Below are 17,783 nucleotides of genomic sequence, written 5' to 3'. Positions count from 1 at the left end.
TCAGTACGGGCGCGAAGCGGAGTCACGCTGTAAAGCGTTTGGTCGCAGCCGAGTTGAGCGCCCTAATGTATCCGGTCGGCTTGCTGGGCGCGGCTTCGGTAGGGTGCAGGGCGATATCGCGTCTTTGGCCGGGAAGTAGGTGAAACCACGAGTCATCGGGGTTCCAGCCCGGTACGTCCAGTGAGACCCACTGGGCGAATCGGCGCGATTCGACTTCTACATGCCAATCTTCAGATCCGGATTGTGCCAGTGAAGAAGTCAAGCCCAAGTCTGGCTCTCGGTCGCGCGCAGGCCCGCCCGGCAGGTGCACGGCGCTCGACACCGGATCGCTGTCCGCGTTTAGGAGCGTGACGCCGATGACGTCGTACGCAATTGGTCCGAATTTGTGCGCCCACGTGAGATCGCGAAACCCGGTGAACATGGAATCAATTGTGACCGTGAGGCCGTCGCGTCGACCTATGTTGATCGGTATCTCAGCACTGTCTACGCACAACTCGCCGTTCGTAAATAACTCTGCACGGAGAACCCCGTTGAATGTCTGGCCGGTGTCATTTACGAGGTGTGCGGCCAGGCCGTTGAGCCCCTCGTCGGTAAGTGCTACAGCGACCGGTGCCATAAGCCGTCGCAGTACGTGCCACGGAGCCTTAGGTTGCCCGAGGGCGTCGACAATGCCTAACCCAGCGCCCGCGACGAGATCGCGGAGATGGAAGATGATGGCGCCGGCCATCGGAGATGACGTGCGGCGCCACTCCGACATTGTCGCGGTGAAGAGCTCGGCCACGGTCGCTCGTCCGAGTTCAAGCGCTCGATCTGCGTCGTAGTAGCGGATCTGGTCGGGATCGACGCCGAACAACAACCGCGTGTAGTGGTTGCGCACGTCCTCGAAGTCCCACGACGCACCCGCGTCCCGATAGACGGAACGCTTCCATTCGGGATGGTGGCCGGCGGAGCTCGGTCCGCCGTACACCTCGTCGATTGTCCGCGGCTCGGACGGTGTCGCGAAGGCAAGGCACTCTGCGGCGAAACGAACCCCCGATCGACGCGCATCGTCGAGCTCACGCAGATAGGCACCCACACCGTAGTAGTGCGCCACTCCCGTGTCTGGTCGGGTCGGGATGTCGCCACCGGTCGGGCTGGATGGGAGATAGGGCACCTGAGGCAGCCGCTTATGAAGCGCCTCGGGGATGAGCGCGTCGAGGGCGGTGATGGTGTCGATACCGCCACGGCCGGCGTACGTCGCCTGTTGCTCGATCTCGCTGCCGCCACTGATTACAGTGACACAGGGTCGTCCTTGTAGTCGGGTCAGCTGCTGGTCGATCTCGGTGGTGAAGGAGCCGGCCCAGTCGGGATCGTCTGGTGGGTCGTAGAACGCGAGCATGCAGTCCTGCCACAGGAGTAGGCCGAGTTCGTCACAGAGATCGAGAAAGGCGTCGTCCTCGTAGATGGTTTCGCCGCTGACTCGGACAACATTAAGGTTGGCGTCGCGCAGTTGCAATAGACCGCGACGCTGATCTCCATGCGTGGCAGTGAAACTTATCGGGTCCATCGGTGTCCAGCAAGCGCCGCGGGCGAAGATGGGAGTGCCGTTGACGATCAGCGTCAAGCCGTCATCGTGGCGGTCCGCTTCGATGGTCCGGAATCCCACTCGACCGAGGTCGATTCGTGAGCCGTCGATCTCAAGTGCAACTGAATACAGCGGTTGCTCGCCGTGTGTGTGCGGCCACCAGTGCTCGACCTCAGGCAGCGCAATTTCCCCAGAAACTTGCCAGAGTCGACCGTCGTCGCTGTCGAGCAAGTGTAGGTCCAACTGCACACTGTGATCGCCGACGACAAGGTGTGCTGGACCATCCGCGAGCACGCCGCGCAGTGTGAGGTCGACGGTGACCGATCCGCCCGGTCCGTCGGGGTGACATCGGGCGTGCAGGTCTCGCTCCACCAGGTCGATCTTCGCGCGTTCGCTGAGTCGTAGGTCGCGCCACGGTCCGACGGGTGGAGGAGTGTGCGGCCAGCCTTCCAGCCGGCCGAGCAGAGTCGTCCTGATCCAGCGCAGCCCGCGATGTTGGAGTCGCGCGACTTTCCATCGTGGGCGCGGCTTTCGCTTAGACAGCAAAGGATGGAGCGCCGCGCACCGGATAAGTAGTTCGTTGCCATCAGCGAGTTCCTCGATATCTAGGCGATGAGTCTGGAACATGTTTTCGGAGTGCAGTAGATGCTCGTCGTTGAGCCACACGTCCGCGATGGTCGCAAGCCCGCCGAACTCGAGGACCCATGGACCGGGGCCGTGCGGGCGCGAGAGCTGGGCGCGAAACCACCAGTCCTCGTCGTCGTAGTCGCGATCGCGAAATGGTCTGCCAGCCGCTCTCAACGCGGCCGCAGCCGTGCCCGGTACTTCGATTGGGATCCAAGTGACCATCGGAAGGATGCGCAACGATGGCGGGTCAAGCGCGGAGCCAGACCGGACAGCGGCACACTCCCACGTGGTGCCATCTGTTGAATTTGGCGTCGTCATTTCATCTAGGCGTATCGCGCGGTCAAGATCGTCGTTGCATCATCCCAGTCCGTGGCCAACTGACTGAAGATCCCATCCAAATCGATGTTCCTTCCTCGCGCGAGTCGGGCCAGCCCGAACTCGAGCGCCTTGCAGCGGTCGGCAATCGAGCGGTACGCCGCGGCGGCCTTGGGCAGGTCGCCCGGTCCGCTTGGCTCACGCGCGGCAAGCCACTCGACGAAGGATGCGGCGAGCTCGGCGCTCGCGCCGCATTGCCTGCACGTCCCGAAGGCGTATGCGTGGAAACCTTCGATCCCATGGGAGCGAAGCCAATCGATATCGGACTCCAGTCGCGAATGGAATCGGTACATCGGGTTGGTGGTTGGCAACCTGCTTAGGTGCGTGCGCAGCAGCTCGACGGTCGACCTGAGTTGCTGTTCTGGATCCTTGCGGCGTAGTCGATCGAGCCGAATTATCTCGACGTATGGCGGCAACCCTTCGGGGTTGGCATGCTGGCCTAGTCTGAAGACCCCATCGAAGTCATCTCCAGACAACTCGAAATATCCCGCATTGTGGAAATAGCCCAGTCGGCGCGCGTCGACGTCGAGCATCTGTGCCACGATCGTCGACTTGACATGCGCTATCTGGTAGGAGACTCCGCGGGTGTCAGGGAGAAACCACGAATCGACCTCGACGGTGAGCAGCCTCCCCCGCGCGAGTTCTTCCGCGACGTGCTCGATGATCGGGCGCCATGCATTCATCTCGAATACGTCGATCCCGTAGGCCGCACGCAAGTCTTCCGGTGGAAACTTGAAAAACGTCCACTGACCGACCTCGAAGTCGGTGCTGATCGGAAAAGCCGCGCAGGCGAGCGGGTCGAGGCCTAGGGCGTGCAGGAGCTCGATCCACACGTCGACGTAGCAGTTCGTCTCGGTCCAGACCCGGTCGCTGCGATGCAGCGGATCCTGTTGATATGAGGCGGCGTCGATCGGCAGCAGGGAGAGTGTCATGGCCATAACCTGCTTCGCACGCCCGAGGGCCAGCGGTCTGGGTTTAGACCATGAGTCTTCAGCAGCGCCAGTGCTATTCGTTCAAGACCGAAGCCGATGCACGCCGAATGGGCCGGTTCGCCGTCCGAGGTGGTGATGGAGAACGGGCGCCCGAAATGGTCCAGATGGCAGTTCGCTGAGGCAATCGCGGTCGGTGACTGGTCCGAGGTGATCGGGCAGACGATCTCGAACTTCAGCGCGGTTTCTTTCTGATTCGCCGCGAGCATCCGGCCCACCCGACCGAAAAAGGGGTCATTGGCGATCACCCGGTCCACCGGGAGCTTCAGACTTCCCAGCAGATCTTGGCCACGGTCCAGCCAACTGTCCCGGTGTTCGGTGGCGCCGTCGGGTTCACCGACGTACACGTACTCGTACTGCCGGAAGCTTTGCATCCGCGCCGGGTCGACGCTCGGTTCGTGCCGGAAGCAGTACCCCTGCAGCTCGAATGTGCGCCCGCCCGTCGGCATGACCCCCGTCAAACTTGGGTAGAGCGGGTGGCACGCCGCCGAGCAAAGCACCACTTCGGAAGGCGTCAGCGCCTGCGTCCAGTCGCCACCCTCATCGGCGACCTGTAAAAGCGCCGCATGGTCACGATCTGAGCCGACGAAGGTGTCGACAGAGCCGATTAAGTCCGGAAAAGAGCGGAGGTAGTCAGTCAGCTCGAACACGCTGCGTGGCATCAGCGGCGGGAAGTACAGCATCGGCTCGGCGCGTCCTTCGCCTGCGGCGGACGCTGCCGCTTCGACGCCGCGCACGATGTTTTCGAACGTACGAGAGCGGTGATAGAGACCGTCCACTGCGGAGCGGGCCAAAATTCCAGCATTAACTAACTCATCGCGGAATATCAGCTGCGCAGTTGGAGTATCGGTCGCGTTCGCGGCCATGACTATGACTCCCGGGCGACGAGCAGCAACTGCGCGTTGTTGGCGTTGATCCGGTCGTTGTTGACCATGAGCTGCGCGCCGTACGCGTCTCGCAGGAGCCGACCGAGCGTGAACGGGCTGTGGTTGGCGTAGCCGGCCATCCCGCAGATCAGCAAAGCGCGCTGCACGATGTCGACGACGAGCGTGGATGCGGAGACCTTCAGTGCATTCATCGAGACGGCGAATCCGATCGACGTGGTCTGGTCCGGATCGTCGGCGACCTCGGCGTAGCGAGTGCGCGTGCCGATTACAACGTGGTGCAGTTGACTGAGTACGTTGGTCAGCTCGGCTAGCCGTAGCGCATTTGGCGGCACCGTGCCCGGTGTCTTGCGGGCTGCCGCCTGTACGAACTTACGGGCCTTGTCACTCGCCGCGGTCGCGATCCCGAGCCAAAGTGAGGACCAGAGGATGTGCGAGACCGGAAGCATGGTCTGGCTGGAGATGTCACCGTACGGGTCATCGACGATGTCCGTGCGCGGACCGGTGGCCCGGAGGATAAAACCGAGGCTGCAGGTGCCGCGGAATCCGAGCGCGTCCCAACTCGACTTCTCTTCGAGTTGGAGGTTTTCCCGGCGACAGACCACCAGGACCTGGTCGTTGGGCGGGCTTTCGGGGTCACGGCGGGCCGTGGCCAACACGGCATCGGCGTACTGGCCGTAGGAGATCACCGGTGCCTGCTTCGTGAGCTCGAACTGTCCGTTCTGACCCAGCACCGCGCAGGTGCTACTGCGCACGTCGCCACCAATCCCGACTTCGGTCGTCGCGGAGGCGAGCAGTAAACCGCGGTCGGCCACGTCTCTGATGAAGTCGAGCAGTTGCGGCGAACGCGCATGCCTGACGAGGCAGGCGACCTGGATTTGATGCATGGCGTAGACCATCGCGGCCGACGAGCAGTGCCGCCCGAGTTCGGTGACTGCGGAGGCCACTTCCTTCAAGGTGCAGCCGAGCCCGCCCAGTTCAACGGGAATCAGGGCGCGCAGCAGCCCGGCATCGCGCATCGCATCGATTGCCTCTTGCGGGAATCGGGATCGCGCGTCGACATCCTCGGCGGCCGGCGCGGCCACCTCGACGCCGATGCGTTGCGCTGCAGCCACAATAGGCTGAATCGCCTGTGTCCCTTGCTCTTCCGAGATCACGGACATTGCCGCCGCCTACACGCGCGACGGGGTTGCGGCCCCGAGTTGGGTGAGCGCGGCGGTGATGGCCGTGATGGATTCGAATGTGCTCTTGCGGAGCATGGAGTCCGGAAACTCCACATCGAACGTGTCTTCAAGCGCGAGCATGACATTAACGCTCGCGTGCGACGTCAACCCCGCCCGGTATAGATCTGCGTCGGCCGATAACGTGTCGACGTCGATGGGCAGCCGCCCGTGTGCAGAAAGCACTGATCGGACGTCCGCGTCCATTGGGTCCATGAGAAATCCCCCGATTTCCTCTTCAATTGTCTCCTGGTCTCCCCAGGAGCAGTACCTGCATAAGCCAGTCCTCAGGACTTGGGTTTACCCAGGCCACCGTATACCTATGACCGTCGCGACGGCGTGAGTTGAGCCGTGACTTATTGATAGCGAAAATTGGCTGAACCCGCCTTCGGCCGCGAGTTCTCTGGCAGCATTTGTCAGATTCAGCTCGCACCACCCGCCCGGTTGACGTTGGACCTCGATGTCACGCCAATTTGGGATCCGGTCGGTGGGTCGGAGGACCTTCAGCGCTGCCTCTTTCGCGGCGAATCGCGCAGTGGCCCCGGGCGCTAGTAGTTTCGGCGCGGCATCGACTGGGCCGCAACTCTCGATTTCATGCGGAGTGAAGAGGCGGGAAAGATATCGTGCCCCATACATCCGGATCGACCGCTCGATTTCGTCGATGGCTTGGATGTCGGTGCCGACTCGGATGTCGAAGCCCAACGGCGCCGATCCAAGTCGGCAACTTTCACTCATGAGGCGAACACTAGAACCGTTTTCCTGACTCCGCCAAACCTGGCGTGTCAAGACTTCAGATTGACCAGGTGGCCCCGCGCGCGGCCGCCGAAACGGCGTAACATTCGGCGTGTCCCGTCGTGCTCGCTGTGACGTTTGCGCGGGTACTCGAACCGACGCCATTCCGGGGGGTTGGTATGACGAATGATCCGACATTGCCACGGGCAATTGCCCGAGACGTCAACAGTTCCGTTTGGACGCGCGATTCGGCTGTCTACGCCAAGCTTGACTCCTGGACCGATCCCGGTGAGCGGCTCGTCGTGCACTCGATCGCCGATGAGGTCAGGGGGAGGCCGCTACTCGATGTTGGTGTCGGCGCCGGCCGATCGGCGTGGCTCGTTGGTCTGCTGAGCGGGGACTACGTGGCGGTCGACTACACCCCGGAGATGGTGGAGTTGGCCCATCGGAATCTGCCGAACAAGCGGATCCAGCTTGCCGATGCCCGGAGTCTGGTTGATTTTCGGGATGACCACTTCGCGTTGGTCTTCTTTAGCCACGCGGGCCTCGACTCCCTGGATCACGATGGTCGTAATCAGGCGTTGCGTGAATTCTTTCGCGTGCTCCTGCCCGGTGGCTTGCTGGTTTACTCGACACTCAACCGGAGCGGGAATTTCTACAAGTGTGGACCTGGGCCCGTCGGCAAGGATGGACATCGGCCGGGACCGTACCAGGCGGCGCGTTTTGTTGCGCGGCTAGCGCAACGGCCGATCGAACATCTACGTGGTTTTGCGAATGTCCGTCGACTACGACCGAAGTTTGAGGATCACGGGAGTTGGGCGATCGACACGATGCCGACACATGAGTGGGACCTGGTCGTGCACTATGTGACAGCGATCGAAGCTCGTCGCGAAGTCGTCGATAACGGTTTCGATTTTGTCCGCGCGGTTACTCGTGAGGGTGAGACGATGGAGATTGATCATGCCGAGACATCCACGCCGTGGTTTCACGTAGTGGCCCGCAAGCCGATGTCAGGCGATTCGCTGCGGCCGTTGGAGTGAGGTGTGGATAGCCCAGGATGGTTCGGACCACCTGATCGTGCCCTGTTCGGGTGGCTTTGCGTGCCAGACACCGAAGAGGCGTCTTTGGGCGTGTTGCTTTGCGCATCGGTCGGCGAAGAAGAACATAACGCCCATGAGACCTTTCGGGAATTGGCCTATGCCCTCGCGACTCAGGGCATTGCTTCCTTGAGATTCGACTACCACGGCACGGGCGACTCGATGGGCAGTTGGACCGACCCCGGACGGGTGGAGGCATGGATAGGCAGCGTTCAGACGGCACATGAGTCACTCCGAGAAATCGGCGTAAGCAAGGTCGCGGCTGTGGGAATGCGCTTTGGTGCGTCACTGGTCACGGCCGCTACACAACGCGGGCTGATCGACCTCGATGCCCTGGTGCTGTGGGATCCATGCGGCGGTAAGAGCCTGCTGCGTGAGGGACAGGCGCGCCGTCCGAGCCAGCGTGAGCCGGCCGCCGGGGCTGCTGACACGCCGGGCTACCTGTACTCGCCGGATACCAGCCGCGACATGCGCGAGCTGTCAGTGGCAAGTCTTCCGCCCGGGGACATTGCCTCGCGCCTGCTGGTACTCACCCGAGATGATCGACCAACGCCGCGCGCGTTGCGCAGGCGGCTCGACGGAGGTGACACCGAATGGGGCCCAGCTGTCGGTCAAGAGGACCTGCTCGACCTGCCGATGACAGATAACGCGGTGCCTATGGAGTCGCTCGGTCGGATTGTGCTTTGGCTGCAGGAGATCGCCCGCCATCCACCGCAGCATCTCCGAGCGAGGCTCACACAAAAGCTGACCCTGTCAGCGGACGAGGAAGGTCGGCTGCTCACCGAGAGAGTGGTTTCGCTAGGCCGCATCGGGTTGTTTGGCGTCGTTACCGAGCCAGCAAGATTGCGTCGCGCACCGACCGTCGTACTGATTAACGTCGCTAATGATCGCCATGTTGGGCCGGGCCGCAGGTGGGTTGATTACGCGCGATTGTGGGCAGTGCAAGGGTTCCGCGTACTGCGTATGGACCAGAGTGGAGCGGGCGACAGTCCGTGTCACGAGGGTCAGCGGTTTGGTGTCCTTTATGCGCGCGAGTGGTTGGGCGACATGCCCGAAGCGTTGCGCTCGGAAGAGTTGGCGGGGTCGCCGGTGGTGCTGATCTCGCTATGTTCGGGTGCCTACAGTGCCATGGAAACGGCCTTCCAAGAGCACGTTGCTGCCATCTACGCGATTAATGTGATCCTGCATGCGACCGTGACGAGTAAAGCGTCCGATTTACACGATTCGCGTCGAGTCGCCGCGCGGCCGCCGATCGCCCCAATACTGCGGCTCTATGCGGCGCGACCGCGGCTGGCAGCCTTATTGTGGCGCATGTATCGGCAGGTAACCGTCTGGAATGCGCCTATGGCCGCCGTTTCTGCGCTTACTCGGAAGGGAACGGATGTAATCCTCGTTGTGAGCCCGAACGATGGCCGCCATTTCACGGAGAGCGCTTACTGGACGGCATTCCACACGTGGCGAATGAGACGGTCTGGCAGGTACCGGATGCTCAGATCTGCCGAGATTGATCATCCGTTGATGACACAGGAAGGGCAGAACTGCGCGATGTCTGCAATTAGTGCAGACCTCCTTAGCCGGTTCCCCGTTCGTCCGGAAGGGGTACCCGAGCAGGATGCTCCGGATAGTTATCGGAAGCAGCTAGGGCTGGGTCGACAACTCACGTAGGCCCGAGTCCGTTGTCCGGTATTCGCGTCCGCACTCGCAACGTAACTCCGTCGGTAGTCGTTCGCCACAAACACACACCCAACCAACGAGCCTGCCAGGATTTCCGACGACGAAGCCATGGTCTGGGACGTCTTTAACAACGACTGTCCCGGCTCCCACGAATGCGTGATCGCCAATAGTAGTGCCGCACACGACTACTACGCCGGCGCCGAGCGTGACACCGCGCCGCACCGTTGTCGAAAGCAGCGATTCGGGACCACGTTTTATGTGTGCTCTTGGTTTCAGGTCGTTGGTAAACACCACGCCCGGCCCGAGGAATACGTCGTCTTCGATCGTCACGCCGTCGAAAACCAGTACTTGGTTCTTGACCGTAACGCGATCGCCGACCACAGCCCGTCCTTCGACGAACGCTCCGTCACAAATATTGCAGTCGGCTCCAACGCGCGCACCCCGCAAGACGTGCGCGAATGCCCAGATTCGCGTACCGGGACCGACATCGTCGCTCTCGCAAAGGCCGTTTGGGTGCACATACACAGCTTCTAATGAATTCGCGATTGAATTCATTTTCATTTCGTCGCCCCTGTCTGACCGTGGTCGACCGTCGATAGCAGACGGTCTAGATCCCGCAGTGGAACCACGGTACTGGACAACACGACAGGTCCGCGGGCGGCAGGCCCACGGCGTTTTTACGTTGAATGCAGGTGAGGTGGTGTATTTATCTTTCCTGACCTGCAGACAGGATCGCCCTTGGCTTGTACAGTGAGGTCATTAACGGGGGATCGGTCCGGGGGCGGACCGAGTGAGTAGAAAGTTGAATAATGTCTCAGGCTGTGGGGGCCGCCGTAATTGGCGCGGGCTATTGGGGTCCAAATCTAGTTAGAAATTTCCGTGGCAGTTCCGATTGGGATCTTGTCGCTGTGTGCGATCTCGACGAGGATCGCGCCAAGCGCGTCGTCGGGGCGCGCTCAACTATCGACATCGAGACTTCGCTCGAAGCCGTACTGGCGCGCGATGACGTCGATGCCGTTGCGATCGCCACACCGGCGCATACGCACGCGCCGATCGCGCTTGCAGCGCTGGCGGCCGGCAAGCATGTACTCGTAGAGAAGCCGCTCGCGGACACGATGGAGTCGGCTATCGCGATGGTCAACGCAGCGCGTGAAGCGGGACTCGTATTGATGACCGATCACACCTACTGCTACACGCCGGCGGTCAAATATATCCGCGATGTAGTGGCAAGTGGCGAGCTCGGCGACATTTTGTACATCGACTCGGTACGCATTAACCTTGGTCTGATCCAGCCCGACGTCGACGTCTTCTGGGACCTTGCACCGCACGATCTGTCGATCCTGGATTTCATTCTTCCGGGCGGGCTTCGTCCTGAGGCAGTGTCGGCCAACGGCTCTGACCCACTTGGCGCGGGCAAGGCGTGTGTCGGGTACCTGACGATGCCGCTCGCATCGGGTGGGATCGCCCACGTCAACGTCAACTGGCTGTCGCCAACCAAGATCCGCCAGATGGTCGTCGGCGGAAGCCGCCGCACACTGGTCTGGGACGACCTCAACCCGCAGCAGCGGATATCTATCCACGACCGCGGTGTCGATCTGACGACCCAGGCTATTGACGGACTGGACCCCGAAGCCCGCAAGGCGACGTCGGTTTCCTACCGGCTCGGCGACATCACCGTTCCGGCGCTTCCGGAGCGTGAGGCGCTCTCCAACATGGTCGCGGAGTTCGCTGATTCGATTCGTGGCAAGCGCGCCCCGGTGACGGATGGCGACGCCGGCGTACGCGTACTCTCGGTGCTCAACGCGGTCGGTGAGAGCCTCGCTGCCGGCGGTGCACCAATTCGTCCGCAGGACGAGGCAGATGAATTCGACAAGCTTGCCGTGGGGCTGCCTGTCGCGGGATGATTCAACCAACTACATAAATGTCATAAATCGGGGGATTTAAGATGACAGAAATACCGGGAGCAAATGTTCTCGTCACCGGCGGTGCGGGCACCATCGGTTCAACAATCGTCGACCAACTGCTTGAGGCGGGTGCCGCGAAGGTAACCGTCCTCGATAATTTCGTGCGTGGTCGCCGCGAAAACCTGAGCGATGTGCTCGACGATCCACGACTGCAACTTGTTGTCGGCGATTTACGGGACGTCGATCTGGTCCACGACGTAACGAAAGGGTCCGATCTCGTTTTTCACGAGGCGGCCATTCGCATCACGCAGTGCGCCGAAGAGCCACGACTGGCGCTACAAGTCCTCGTGGATGGGACGTTTACCGTCCTTGAGGCTGCCGCGCAGCACAAGGTGGAGAAGATTATCACCGCGTCGTCAGCGTCGGTCTACGGCCTGGCCGAAGAGTTCCCGACGACCGAACGGCACCATCACCACAACAACGACACGTTTTACGGTGCGGCCAAGTCCTTTAACGAAGGGATGATCCGTAGTTTCCGTGCGATGTACGGGCTCAACTATGTCGCCCTTCGCTACTTTAATGTTTACGGTCCTCGGATGGATATCCACGGTCTGTACACAGAGGTGCTAATTCGGTGGATGGAGCGGATCGCCGCCGGTGAGCCGCCGCTGATCTTCGGCGATGGGCTGCAGACCATGGACTTTGTCCACACGGTCGATATCGCGCGGGCCAATCTGCTTGCCGCGACGTCGGATATCAACGAGGGCGTGTACAACGTGGCCAGCGGCACCGAGACGAGTCTCGCCGATTTGGCGCGTGCACTGCTCGCGGCGATGGACTCCGATCTGGCCCTCGAGCACGGTCCCGAGCGTGCGGTCAACGGTGTCACGCGCAGGCTGGCGAGCACGCAGGCGGCAATGACCGATCTGGGCTTCCAAGCCGAGATCGACCTAGCGTCGGGGCTGCGCGGTCTTGTTGACTGGTGGCGTGCGGAACAAGTTGAAGCGAACTCCGCCGAAGCGGGTGCGTCTGCATGAGCCGTATCAATGTGATGCAGCCATACCTTGGAGATGAGGAGATCGCCGCAGTTGCCGCCGCGATCACGTCTGGCTGGGTGGCGCAGGGTCCGCGGGTCGCCGAGTTCGAAACGTCATTCGCGGCGAAACAAGAGGCCGGCTATGCGGTCGCCGTCTCAAGTTGCACATCCGCGCTGCATCTGGCGCTGATCGCCGCGGGCGTCGGTAACGGTGATGACGTCGTACTGCCATCGTTCTCATTTATCGCGACCGCTAACGCGGCCGTCTATGTCGGGGCCCGGCCGGTATTTGCCGACGTCGATATCGCGACCGGCAATGTCACGGCGGCGACGATCGAGGCGGCTCTGACACCCGCGACGCGTGCGGTCATCGTCGTCGATCAGGGCGGGGTGCCGGTCGACCTCGACCCCATCAGGGCACTGTGCGATCCGCGCGAGATCGTTGTTGTCGAAGATGCCGCGTGCGGCTCAGGTTCGACGTACAAGGGCCGCCCGGTGGGCGCCGGCGCGGAGGTCGCGGCATGGTCATTCCATCCGCGCAAGATCATTACCACCGGCGAGGGCGGCATGATTACGACCTCGCGGGAGGAGTGGGCGACGCGGGTACGCCGGCTCCGCGAGCACGCGATGAGCCTGTCCGCAGCGGACCGCCACGCCAACACGTTGGCCGCGGCCGAGCAGTACTTGGAGGTTGGTTACAACTTCCGGATGACGGATCTGCAAGCAGCGGTGGGTGTGGTGCAGCTTGGGCGTCTCGACGAACTCGTGGCGCGTCGCCGCGAGATCGCCGCGGGCTACGCCAAGGCGATTGACGAGATCCCCGGGCTACGGATCGTTGCCGATCCCGAATGGGGAACGACCAACTATCAGTCTTGCTGGGTTGAGGTCACCGAAGAGTATCCGCACGACCGTGATGGCTTGCTCGTTGCCTTGGCGGAGGCCGATATCTCTGCCCGCCGCGGCATCATGGCCGCGCACCGCGAACCGGCGTACGCCGGGCGCGACACCGGTGACGCGTCGCTATCCGTCACCGAATACCTCACGGACCACACGTTGATTTTGCCGGTATTTCATCAGATGTCCGAGTCGGAGCAGTCCCGTGTCATCGATGTCCTGCGACAGACTTAGGTGATCGGCAATGGCAATCGAGCGGCTATTTCTTGTTGCGGCATCGGGACTCGCGCGGGAGGTTCTTAGCGCTATACGGGCCTCCGACACGCATAAGGTAATTGGCTTCCTCGACGACAACCCTGAGTTGCGTGGCACGTCTATCGATGGCGTGCCGGTCGTTGGTCCAATTACGGACGCGGCGGATCACCCCGAAGCGAAATTCCTCCTGTGCGCCGGTTCCGGGATCGTACGGCGCAGCATCGCGCACAACCTGAGCGCGTTGGGGATTCACCGGGACCGGTATGCGACGGTCGTTCATCCGAGTGCAATCATCCCGTCGGACTGCACCGTCGGGGCCGGTACGATCCTGCTCGCGCACGTCGTGATGACGACCGCGGTGTCGGTAGGCGAGCACGTCGTGGCAATGCCCAACGCGACACTGACCCACGACAATGTCATTGAGGACTTCGCAACGCTATGCGCCGGAGTGACCCTCGGAGGCAGCGTTCGGGTGAACGAGGCCGCGTATCTAGGAATGAACACCTCCGTACGGCAGGGTCTGTGTGTTGGCGCCGAGGCAGTCGTAGGTATGGGATCGGTCGTGCTCGGTGACGTGGTTGACGGTTTGACTGTCGCGGGTAACCCCGCGAGACCGTTACGCCGTGTCTCAGAGAACAGGACACTGGCAAGCCCTGTGCTCTCGGAACGAGGGCGATAGACATGGTCAGACGTTTTCGGCCCAGGGAGATCGCTAGTACGCCTACGGTCACAGTTGTCATCCCGTGCTACAACTACGGGCACTATCTGCCCGAGGTCGTGTCCGGCGTGCTTGAGCAGCCGGGTGTCGAGGTTGATGTGATCATCGTGGACGACGCATCCCCGGATGGGTCAGGCGAGGTCGCGAGAGACCTGGCAGCATCGGACCCCCGAGTGCGCCTAATCGCGCATTCGACAAACAAGGGTCACATCGCCACATACAATGACGGGTTAGGACAGGCGACCGGGAAGTATGTCGTGTTGTTGTCGGCAGATGACCTTCTAACTCCGGGATCGCTCTCGAGATCAGTGGCGCTGCTTGAATCCCGTCCCGATGTCTCATTTGTATACGGCTATACCCACGACTTTGAGGCCGAGACACCAGAGCCACGGCAAACAACCACGAGTTGGTCGGTGTGGTCCGGGGATGAGTGGATAGGCCGCCTGTGCCGGCGCGGTCACAACGTGATCACTAATCCAGAGGTTGTCATGCGTACGGAGGTCTTCGCCCGGATTGGGGGGTATGACCCGTCGTTACCGCATGCGGCAGATCTCTATATGTGGCTGGCGGCCGCGGGATGCGGGAACGTTGGGCGTGTGAACGGGGCAGATCAAGCGTTTTATCGCGTGCACGGCGCCAACATGCACCTCACTGACTACGCGGGTCTGATGACCGATCTGCGCGAACGGCGGGCAGTTTACGATCGCTTCCTGACTACAGAGGTAGCAAGGCACTCGCAACGCGCGAGGTGGCGGCGGTCGTCTAGCAGAACACTTGCGCGCGAAGCGGTGCGCCTTGGTTGTAATTCGTATGACGGGCACGGTCCTTCAGAGGAGTACTCGTTGGAGGATTATGCGCGATTCGCAGTCGAGACATGGTCAGGGATCGAGCGCACTATGCTCTGGCGTGCCTATCTGCGACGCGTCAATGGTCCGGTCCCATCCTGGCGTCGCTCGAGCGCACTAGCGGTGTGGAGGGTGCGAAACGCCCTCAGATGGCGTCGTTGGCGGAGGTTTGGCACCTGATGAGCGGTCCCGACGACGGACTGGCCGCCGGGGTCCGACGAGGTCTGGGCTGGGGGTCAATCAGCGCCATTACGTTACGCATGGGCAGCCTTGTCCTAGGCATTGTTCTTGCTCGACTGTTGTCTCCCGCGGAATTCGGAGTTTACGCGGTCGCGTTGACCGTCCAATCGGTCCTCATGACGCTGGCAGACCTTGGAATGAGCGTGGACCTAGTCCGCGCCAAGGATCCAGAGCGCCGGGCACCAACAGTGGCAACACTGAGCCTGTTGGCCGGAATCGTGCTTGCGCTAACGATGAGTCTGACGTCGGTCCCCGTTGCCACGATGTTCGGGTCCGCGAGCGCCGCACCCATCATTATTGTTCTGTCCCTGACCCTGGTAATGGGCGGAGCTGGCGTCGTACCTTTCGCAAAACTTCAGCGAGAATTCAAACAGAAGCAACTTTTCGCGACCAGCGCGGCGGACTTTATCGTCGGCACGGCAGTTACGGTTGGTCTCGTCGTTGTCGGACTGGGGCCTATGTCGCTGGCGGTAGGACGGATTGCCGCGCAAGGCGTCGCCACAACGCTTCAGTTCGTACTCGCGAAAGTGCGCCCGCGTTTCGGTTTCGATCGTGAGATCGCCCGCCCGGCGCTGCGATTCGGGCTTCCGCTTGCGGCTGCCAACCTGTTGTCGTGGGCGCTTCTTAATATCGATAACGTAGTGATTGCTCGCGTCGCTGGTGAAACTGCGCTGGGTTTCTATGTCCTCGCGTTTAATATCTCCAGTTGGCCGATGACGGTAATCGGGCAGACCGTGCGCGGAGTCTCGCTTGCAGCATTTTCACGGCTCGCCGAGCGACGCGAAACCGCGAGCGCCGCTCGCGGAGGACCTCAGGAGACTGCGGAGCGAGATAAGGACCTTGCCTTCGGAGTCGCGGTAACGTGGGCTGCCGCAGTGCCTGCAGGCGCCTTATTGGTTGCATTGGCCTACTCAGTCGTTGATCTTTTGTATGGGCACCGGTGGGCACCCTCGGCCGCGGTGCTCGCGGCGCTCGGCGTGTTCGGTGCCTCGCGGGTCCTGTTCGACCTTATTGCGACCTATCTGATGGCTCGCGGCGCATCCGGGCCGGTGCTGTGGGTTCAGATTCTCTGGATTTGCGCGCTCACACCAGCCATGATTGTCGGCACACACTTGTTCGGAATCGTTGGCGGCGGTTGGGCACATGTTGTGGTCGGCGTGGCAGTAATCTTCCCCGCTTACCTTCTGGTGCTACACCGGCGCGGCACCGATATCGGGGCACTTTTGGGCGCGCTATGGCCGCCGATCCTCGCGGCCGTGCCCGCGGCCTTCGTCGCGTATTTCGTTGCGTCGAAGTTCGACGCGGCATTTCTCCAACTGATCGTGGCCGGACCGGTGGGGCTCGCGCTTTACGTGGGGATTCTAGTGCCGTGGCTATTGCGGCTACGTTCTCGCTGGGTCCGTTCGCGCGTTGACCCAGACTTAGCGCAGACCACAGCCTCGACTCCCGATCCCGCGGTAATAATGACAGGAGCGACAGTCGAAGGTAGCGCGACAGGTGCGTTGTCCAACGCCAACGCGACTGAGACTCCACGGATAGGAAGCCCGCTATGAACTGGTCCGATATCCCATGAGCGCATCAACGTGGAACTTAACCGAGATGAATGGCATATCGAAACGGCTCCGGATAAGTCCGAAGCCACCTGTCGCCGGTGACGTCCCAGCTTTCGTGTCTGTTGTCATTCCCTGCTACAACTACGATCGGTTCCTTCCGGACGCAGTCAACAGCGCGCTCACCCAGACCGGGGTCTCGGTTGAGGTCATCATCGTTGACGATGCATCAACCGACGGCAGCCTCTCGATAGCGAGGGCCCTCGAACGGCGCGAACAGCGCGTCAAGGTTTTCTCGAACGAGCAGAACTCAGGTCCCGTTATGACTTTTAACCGCGGCCTGCAGGCCGCGACCGGTGAGTTCTTGGTTCGGCTTGACGCCGACGACCTGTTAACCCCGGGGTCCCTCAAACGGTCCGTCGCCGTCGCGCGCGCATTCCCGAGTGTGGGGCTCGTTTATGGCCATCCAGTTCACTTTTCTGGTGACGTACCACGCACGGCCAGCACGAAGGTCTCTACCTGGACGGTTTGGCCCGGGCGGGAGTGGTTGTCAGCGCGCTGCGCGTCGGGTGTCAACGTGATTACCTCGCCGGAGGTGCTGATGCGGGCTTCTGTTGTCGACCACGTCGGTGGTCAACAACAGCAACTTGCGCATACGCATGACATGGAAATGTGGTTTCGGATTGCCGCGTTCGCCGATATTGCGCATGTCGAAGGCGTAGATCAGGCGTGGCATCGTGAGCATGGGGCGAGCCTTTCCGAACGGGCCGACACGATGATGATCCTGGAGGAGCGCCTCGCAGCGTTCGACGTCCTTTTCAGCGGAGTCGCTGCGGGGGTTGCGGGATCCGCCGCGATGCACAGGAGCGCCAGGCAAGAACTGGCGGCCGAGGCGTTACGCCGGACTTGCCGCGCACTTGACCGCGGCCGGATCACAGACGGCGAGATGGACGAGTACATCGCGTTCGCGCGGCGTGCATCCAGCGACGTCGAAGGCACTCGGGCCTGGGGCAAACTAGAGCGCCGGCGTGCGAAGCCGCCCAGCAAGTATCACCCCTTCAGTGTCGGACGGGGCATAATGCGCCGAATCGTGGACCGACGTCGATATCGACACTGGACAAAATGGGGTGTCTATCGGGATTAGCGTGAGTTTGTAGATTAGGCAGTTCGCCGCGGTGG

Annotated in this window: 16 protein-coding genes; 10 read left to right on the top strand and 6 right to left on the bottom strand. The window is 61.7% G+C overall.

Features of this window, described 5'->3' with window-relative positions:
• Positions 1-22: 22 nt before the first annotated feature.
• The 6 genes from CLV47_RS08230 to CLV47_RS22765 form a co-directional block, all read right to left on the bottom strand.
• Positions 23-2,413 (bottom strand): glycosyl hydrolase 2 galactose-binding domain-containing protein, encoded by a 2,391-nt coding sequence (locus CLV47_RS08230; RefSeq protein WP_106348546.1) that lies wholly within the window; start codon positions 2,411-2,413, stop codon positions 23-25.
• A 101-nt stretch (positions 2,414-2,514) separates the two neighbouring features.
• Positions 2,515-3,498 (bottom strand): DUF1839 family protein, encoded by a 984-nt coding sequence (locus CLV47_RS08225; RefSeq protein WP_170111003.1) that lies wholly within the window; start codon positions 3,496-3,498, stop codon positions 2,515-2,517.
• Entirely contained in the window at positions 3,495-4,421 is a 927-nt protein-coding gene (locus tag CLV47_RS08220; protein WP_106348544.1) for an amino acid--[acyl-carrier-protein] ligase, read from the bottom strand. Before CLV47_RS08220 ends, CLV47_RS08225 begins: the two co-directional genes overlap by 4 nt.
• A gap of 2 nt (positions 4,422-4,423) precedes the next feature.
• Complete coding sequence (locus tag CLV47_RS08215; RefSeq protein ID WP_106348543.1) at positions 4,424-5,602, bottom strand: acyl-CoA dehydrogenase family protein; 1,179 nt, start codon at positions 5,600-5,602, stop codon at positions 4,424-4,426.
• Positions 5,603-5,611: 9 nt separating this feature from the next.
• The gene (locus tag CLV47_RS08210) at positions 5,612-5,866 is read right to left on the bottom strand and encodes an acyl carrier protein (RefSeq protein WP_238145287.1); all 255 of its coding nucleotides are present in this window, start codon (positions 5,864-5,866) and stop codon (positions 5,612-5,614) included.
• 93 nt (positions 5,867-5,959) lie between these two features.
• Complete coding sequence (locus tag CLV47_RS22765; RefSeq protein WP_170111002.1) at positions 5,960-6,394, bottom strand: holo-ACP synthase; 435 nt, start codon at positions 6,392-6,394, stop codon at positions 5,960-5,962.
• Positions 6,395-6,570: 176 nt separating this feature from the next.
• Here CLV47_RS22765 and CLV47_RS08200 point away from each other — a divergent pair, with 176 nt between their 5' ends.
• The 10 genes from CLV47_RS08200 to CLV47_RS08155 all read left to right on the top strand — a co-directional run bounded on the left by CLV47_RS08200 (position 6,571) and on the right by CLV47_RS08155 (position 17,748).
• A complete protein-coding gene (locus CLV47_RS08200) occupies positions 6,571-7,431 on the top strand; it encodes a class I SAM-dependent methyltransferase (RefSeq protein ID WP_106348541.1) in 861 nt (286 codons plus the stop codon).
• 60 nt (positions 7,432-7,491) lie between these two features.
• A complete protein-coding gene (locus CLV47_RS08195; RefSeq protein WP_106348540.1) occupies positions 7,492-9,153 on the top strand; it encodes an alpha/beta hydrolase family protein in 1,662 nt (553 codons plus the stop codon).
• Positions 9,154-9,270: 117 nt separating this feature from the next.
• Positions 9,271-9,696: a hypothetical protein gene (locus tag CLV47_RS22475; protein ID WP_238145278.1), complete on the top strand. Its 426-nt coding sequence runs from the start codon at positions 9,271-9,273 to the stop codon at positions 9,694-9,696.
• A gap of 275 nt (positions 9,697-9,971) precedes the next feature.
• Positions 9,972-11,066: a Gfo/Idh/MocA family protein gene (locus CLV47_RS08185; RefSeq protein ID WP_106348539.1), complete on the top strand. Its 1,095-nt coding sequence runs from the start codon at positions 9,972-9,974 to the stop codon at positions 11,064-11,066.
• Between the two features lie 41 nt (positions 11,067-11,107).
• Positions 11,108-12,103, top strand: coding sequence for an NAD-dependent epimerase/dehydratase family protein (locus CLV47_RS08180; protein WP_106348538.1), 996 nt, complete (start codon positions 11,108-11,110; stop codon positions 12,101-12,103).
• The gene (locus CLV47_RS08175) at positions 12,100-13,230 is read left to right on the top strand and encodes a DegT/DnrJ/EryC1/StrS family aminotransferase (RefSeq protein WP_106348537.1); all 1,131 of its coding nucleotides are present in this window, start codon (positions 12,100-12,102) and stop codon (positions 13,228-13,230) included. Before CLV47_RS08180 ends, CLV47_RS08175 begins: the two co-directional genes overlap by 4 nt.
• Before the next feature lie 10 nt (positions 13,231-13,240).
• Positions 13,241-13,930 (top strand): acetyltransferase, encoded by a 690-nt coding sequence (locus CLV47_RS08170; protein WP_202862461.1) that lies wholly within the window; start codon positions 13,241-13,243, stop codon positions 13,928-13,930.
• A 2-nt stretch (positions 13,931-13,932) separates the two neighbouring features.
• The gene (locus tag CLV47_RS22760; RefSeq protein WP_106348536.1) at positions 13,933-14,994 is read left to right on the top strand and encodes a glycosyltransferase family 2 protein; all 1,062 of its coding nucleotides are present in this window, start codon (positions 13,933-13,935) and stop codon (positions 14,992-14,994) included.
• Complete coding sequence (locus CLV47_RS08160; protein ID WP_170111001.1) at positions 14,994-16,607, top strand: lipopolysaccharide biosynthesis protein; 1,614 nt, start codon at positions 14,994-14,996, stop codon at positions 16,605-16,607. The genes CLV47_RS22760 and CLV47_RS08160 overlap by 1 nt, the downstream gene beginning before the upstream one ends.
• Positions 16,608-16,623: 16 nt before the next feature.
• Positions 16,624-17,748 carry a glycosyltransferase family 2 protein gene (locus tag CLV47_RS08155; RefSeq protein ID WP_106348534.1) on the top strand — a complete coding sequence of 375 codons (1,125 nt, stop codon included), beginning with the start codon at positions 16,624-16,626 and terminating at the stop codon, positions 17,746-17,748.
• Positions 17,749-17,783 lie beyond the last annotated feature (35 nt).

The organism is Antricoccus suffuscus (assembly GCF_003003235.1).
In the GTDB taxonomy this organism is placed as follows: domain Bacteria; phylum Actinomycetota; class Actinomycetes; order Mycobacteriales; family Antricoccaceae; genus Antricoccus; species Antricoccus suffuscus.
This window is presented reverse-complemented; position numbering and strand designations above follow the sequence as displayed.

Bases quoted from the DNA above. Each gene is read 5' to 3' on its own strand.
- CLV47_RS08230 (WP_106348546.1), bottom strand. From the start codon at position 2,413: ATGGTCACTTGGATCCCAATCGAAGTACCGGGCACGGCTGCGGCCGCG.
- CLV47_RS08225 (WP_170111003.1), bottom strand. From the start codon at position 3,498: ATGACACTCTCCCTGCTGCCGATCGACGCCGCCTCATATCAACAGGAT.
- CLV47_RS08220 (WP_106348544.1), bottom strand. From the start codon at position 4,421: ATGGCCGCGAACGCGACCGATACTCCAACTGCGCAGCTGATATTCCGC.
- CLV47_RS08215 (WP_106348543.1), bottom strand. From the start codon at position 5,602: ATGTCCGTGATCTCGGAAGAGCAAGGGACACAGGCGATTCAGCCTATT.
- CLV47_RS08210 (WP_238145287.1), bottom strand. From the start codon at position 5,866: ATGGACGCGGACGTCCGATCAGTGCTTTCTGCACACGGGCGGCTGCCC.
- CLV47_RS22765 (WP_170111002.1), bottom strand. From the start codon at position 6,394: ATGAGTGAAAGTTGCCGACTTGGATCGGCGCCGTTGGGCTTCGACATC.
- CLV47_RS08200 (WP_106348541.1), top strand. From the start codon at position 6,571: ATGACGAATGATCCGACATTGCCACGGGCAATTGCCCGAGACGTCAAC.
- CLV47_RS22475 (WP_238145278.1), top strand. From the start codon at position 9,271: ATGGTCTGGGACGTCTTTAACAACGACTGTCCCGGCTCCCACGAATGC.
- CLV47_RS08185 (WP_106348539.1), top strand. From the start codon at position 9,972: ATGTCTCAGGCTGTGGGGGCCGCCGTAATTGGCGCGGGCTATTGGGGT.
- CLV47_RS08180 (WP_106348538.1), top strand. From the start codon at position 11,108: ATGACAGAAATACCGGGAGCAAATGTTCTCGTCACCGGCGGTGCGGGC.
- CLV47_RS08175 (WP_106348537.1), top strand. From the start codon at position 12,100: ATGAGCCGTATCAATGTGATGCAGCCATACCTTGGAGATGAGGAGATC.
- CLV47_RS08170 (WP_202862461.1), top strand. From the start codon at position 13,241: ATGGCAATCGAGCGGCTATTTCTTGTTGCGGCATCGGGACTCGCGCGG.
- CLV47_RS22760 (WP_106348536.1), top strand. From the start codon at position 13,933: ATGGTCAGACGTTTTCGGCCCAGGGAGATCGCTAGTACGCCTACGGTC.
- CLV47_RS08160 (WP_170111001.1), top strand. From the start codon at position 14,994: ATGAGCGGTCCCGACGACGGACTGGCCGCCGGGGTCCGACGAGGTCTG.
- CLV47_RS08155 (WP_106348534.1), top strand. From the start codon at position 16,624: ATGAGCGCATCAACGTGGAACTTAACCGAGATGAATGGCATATCGAAA.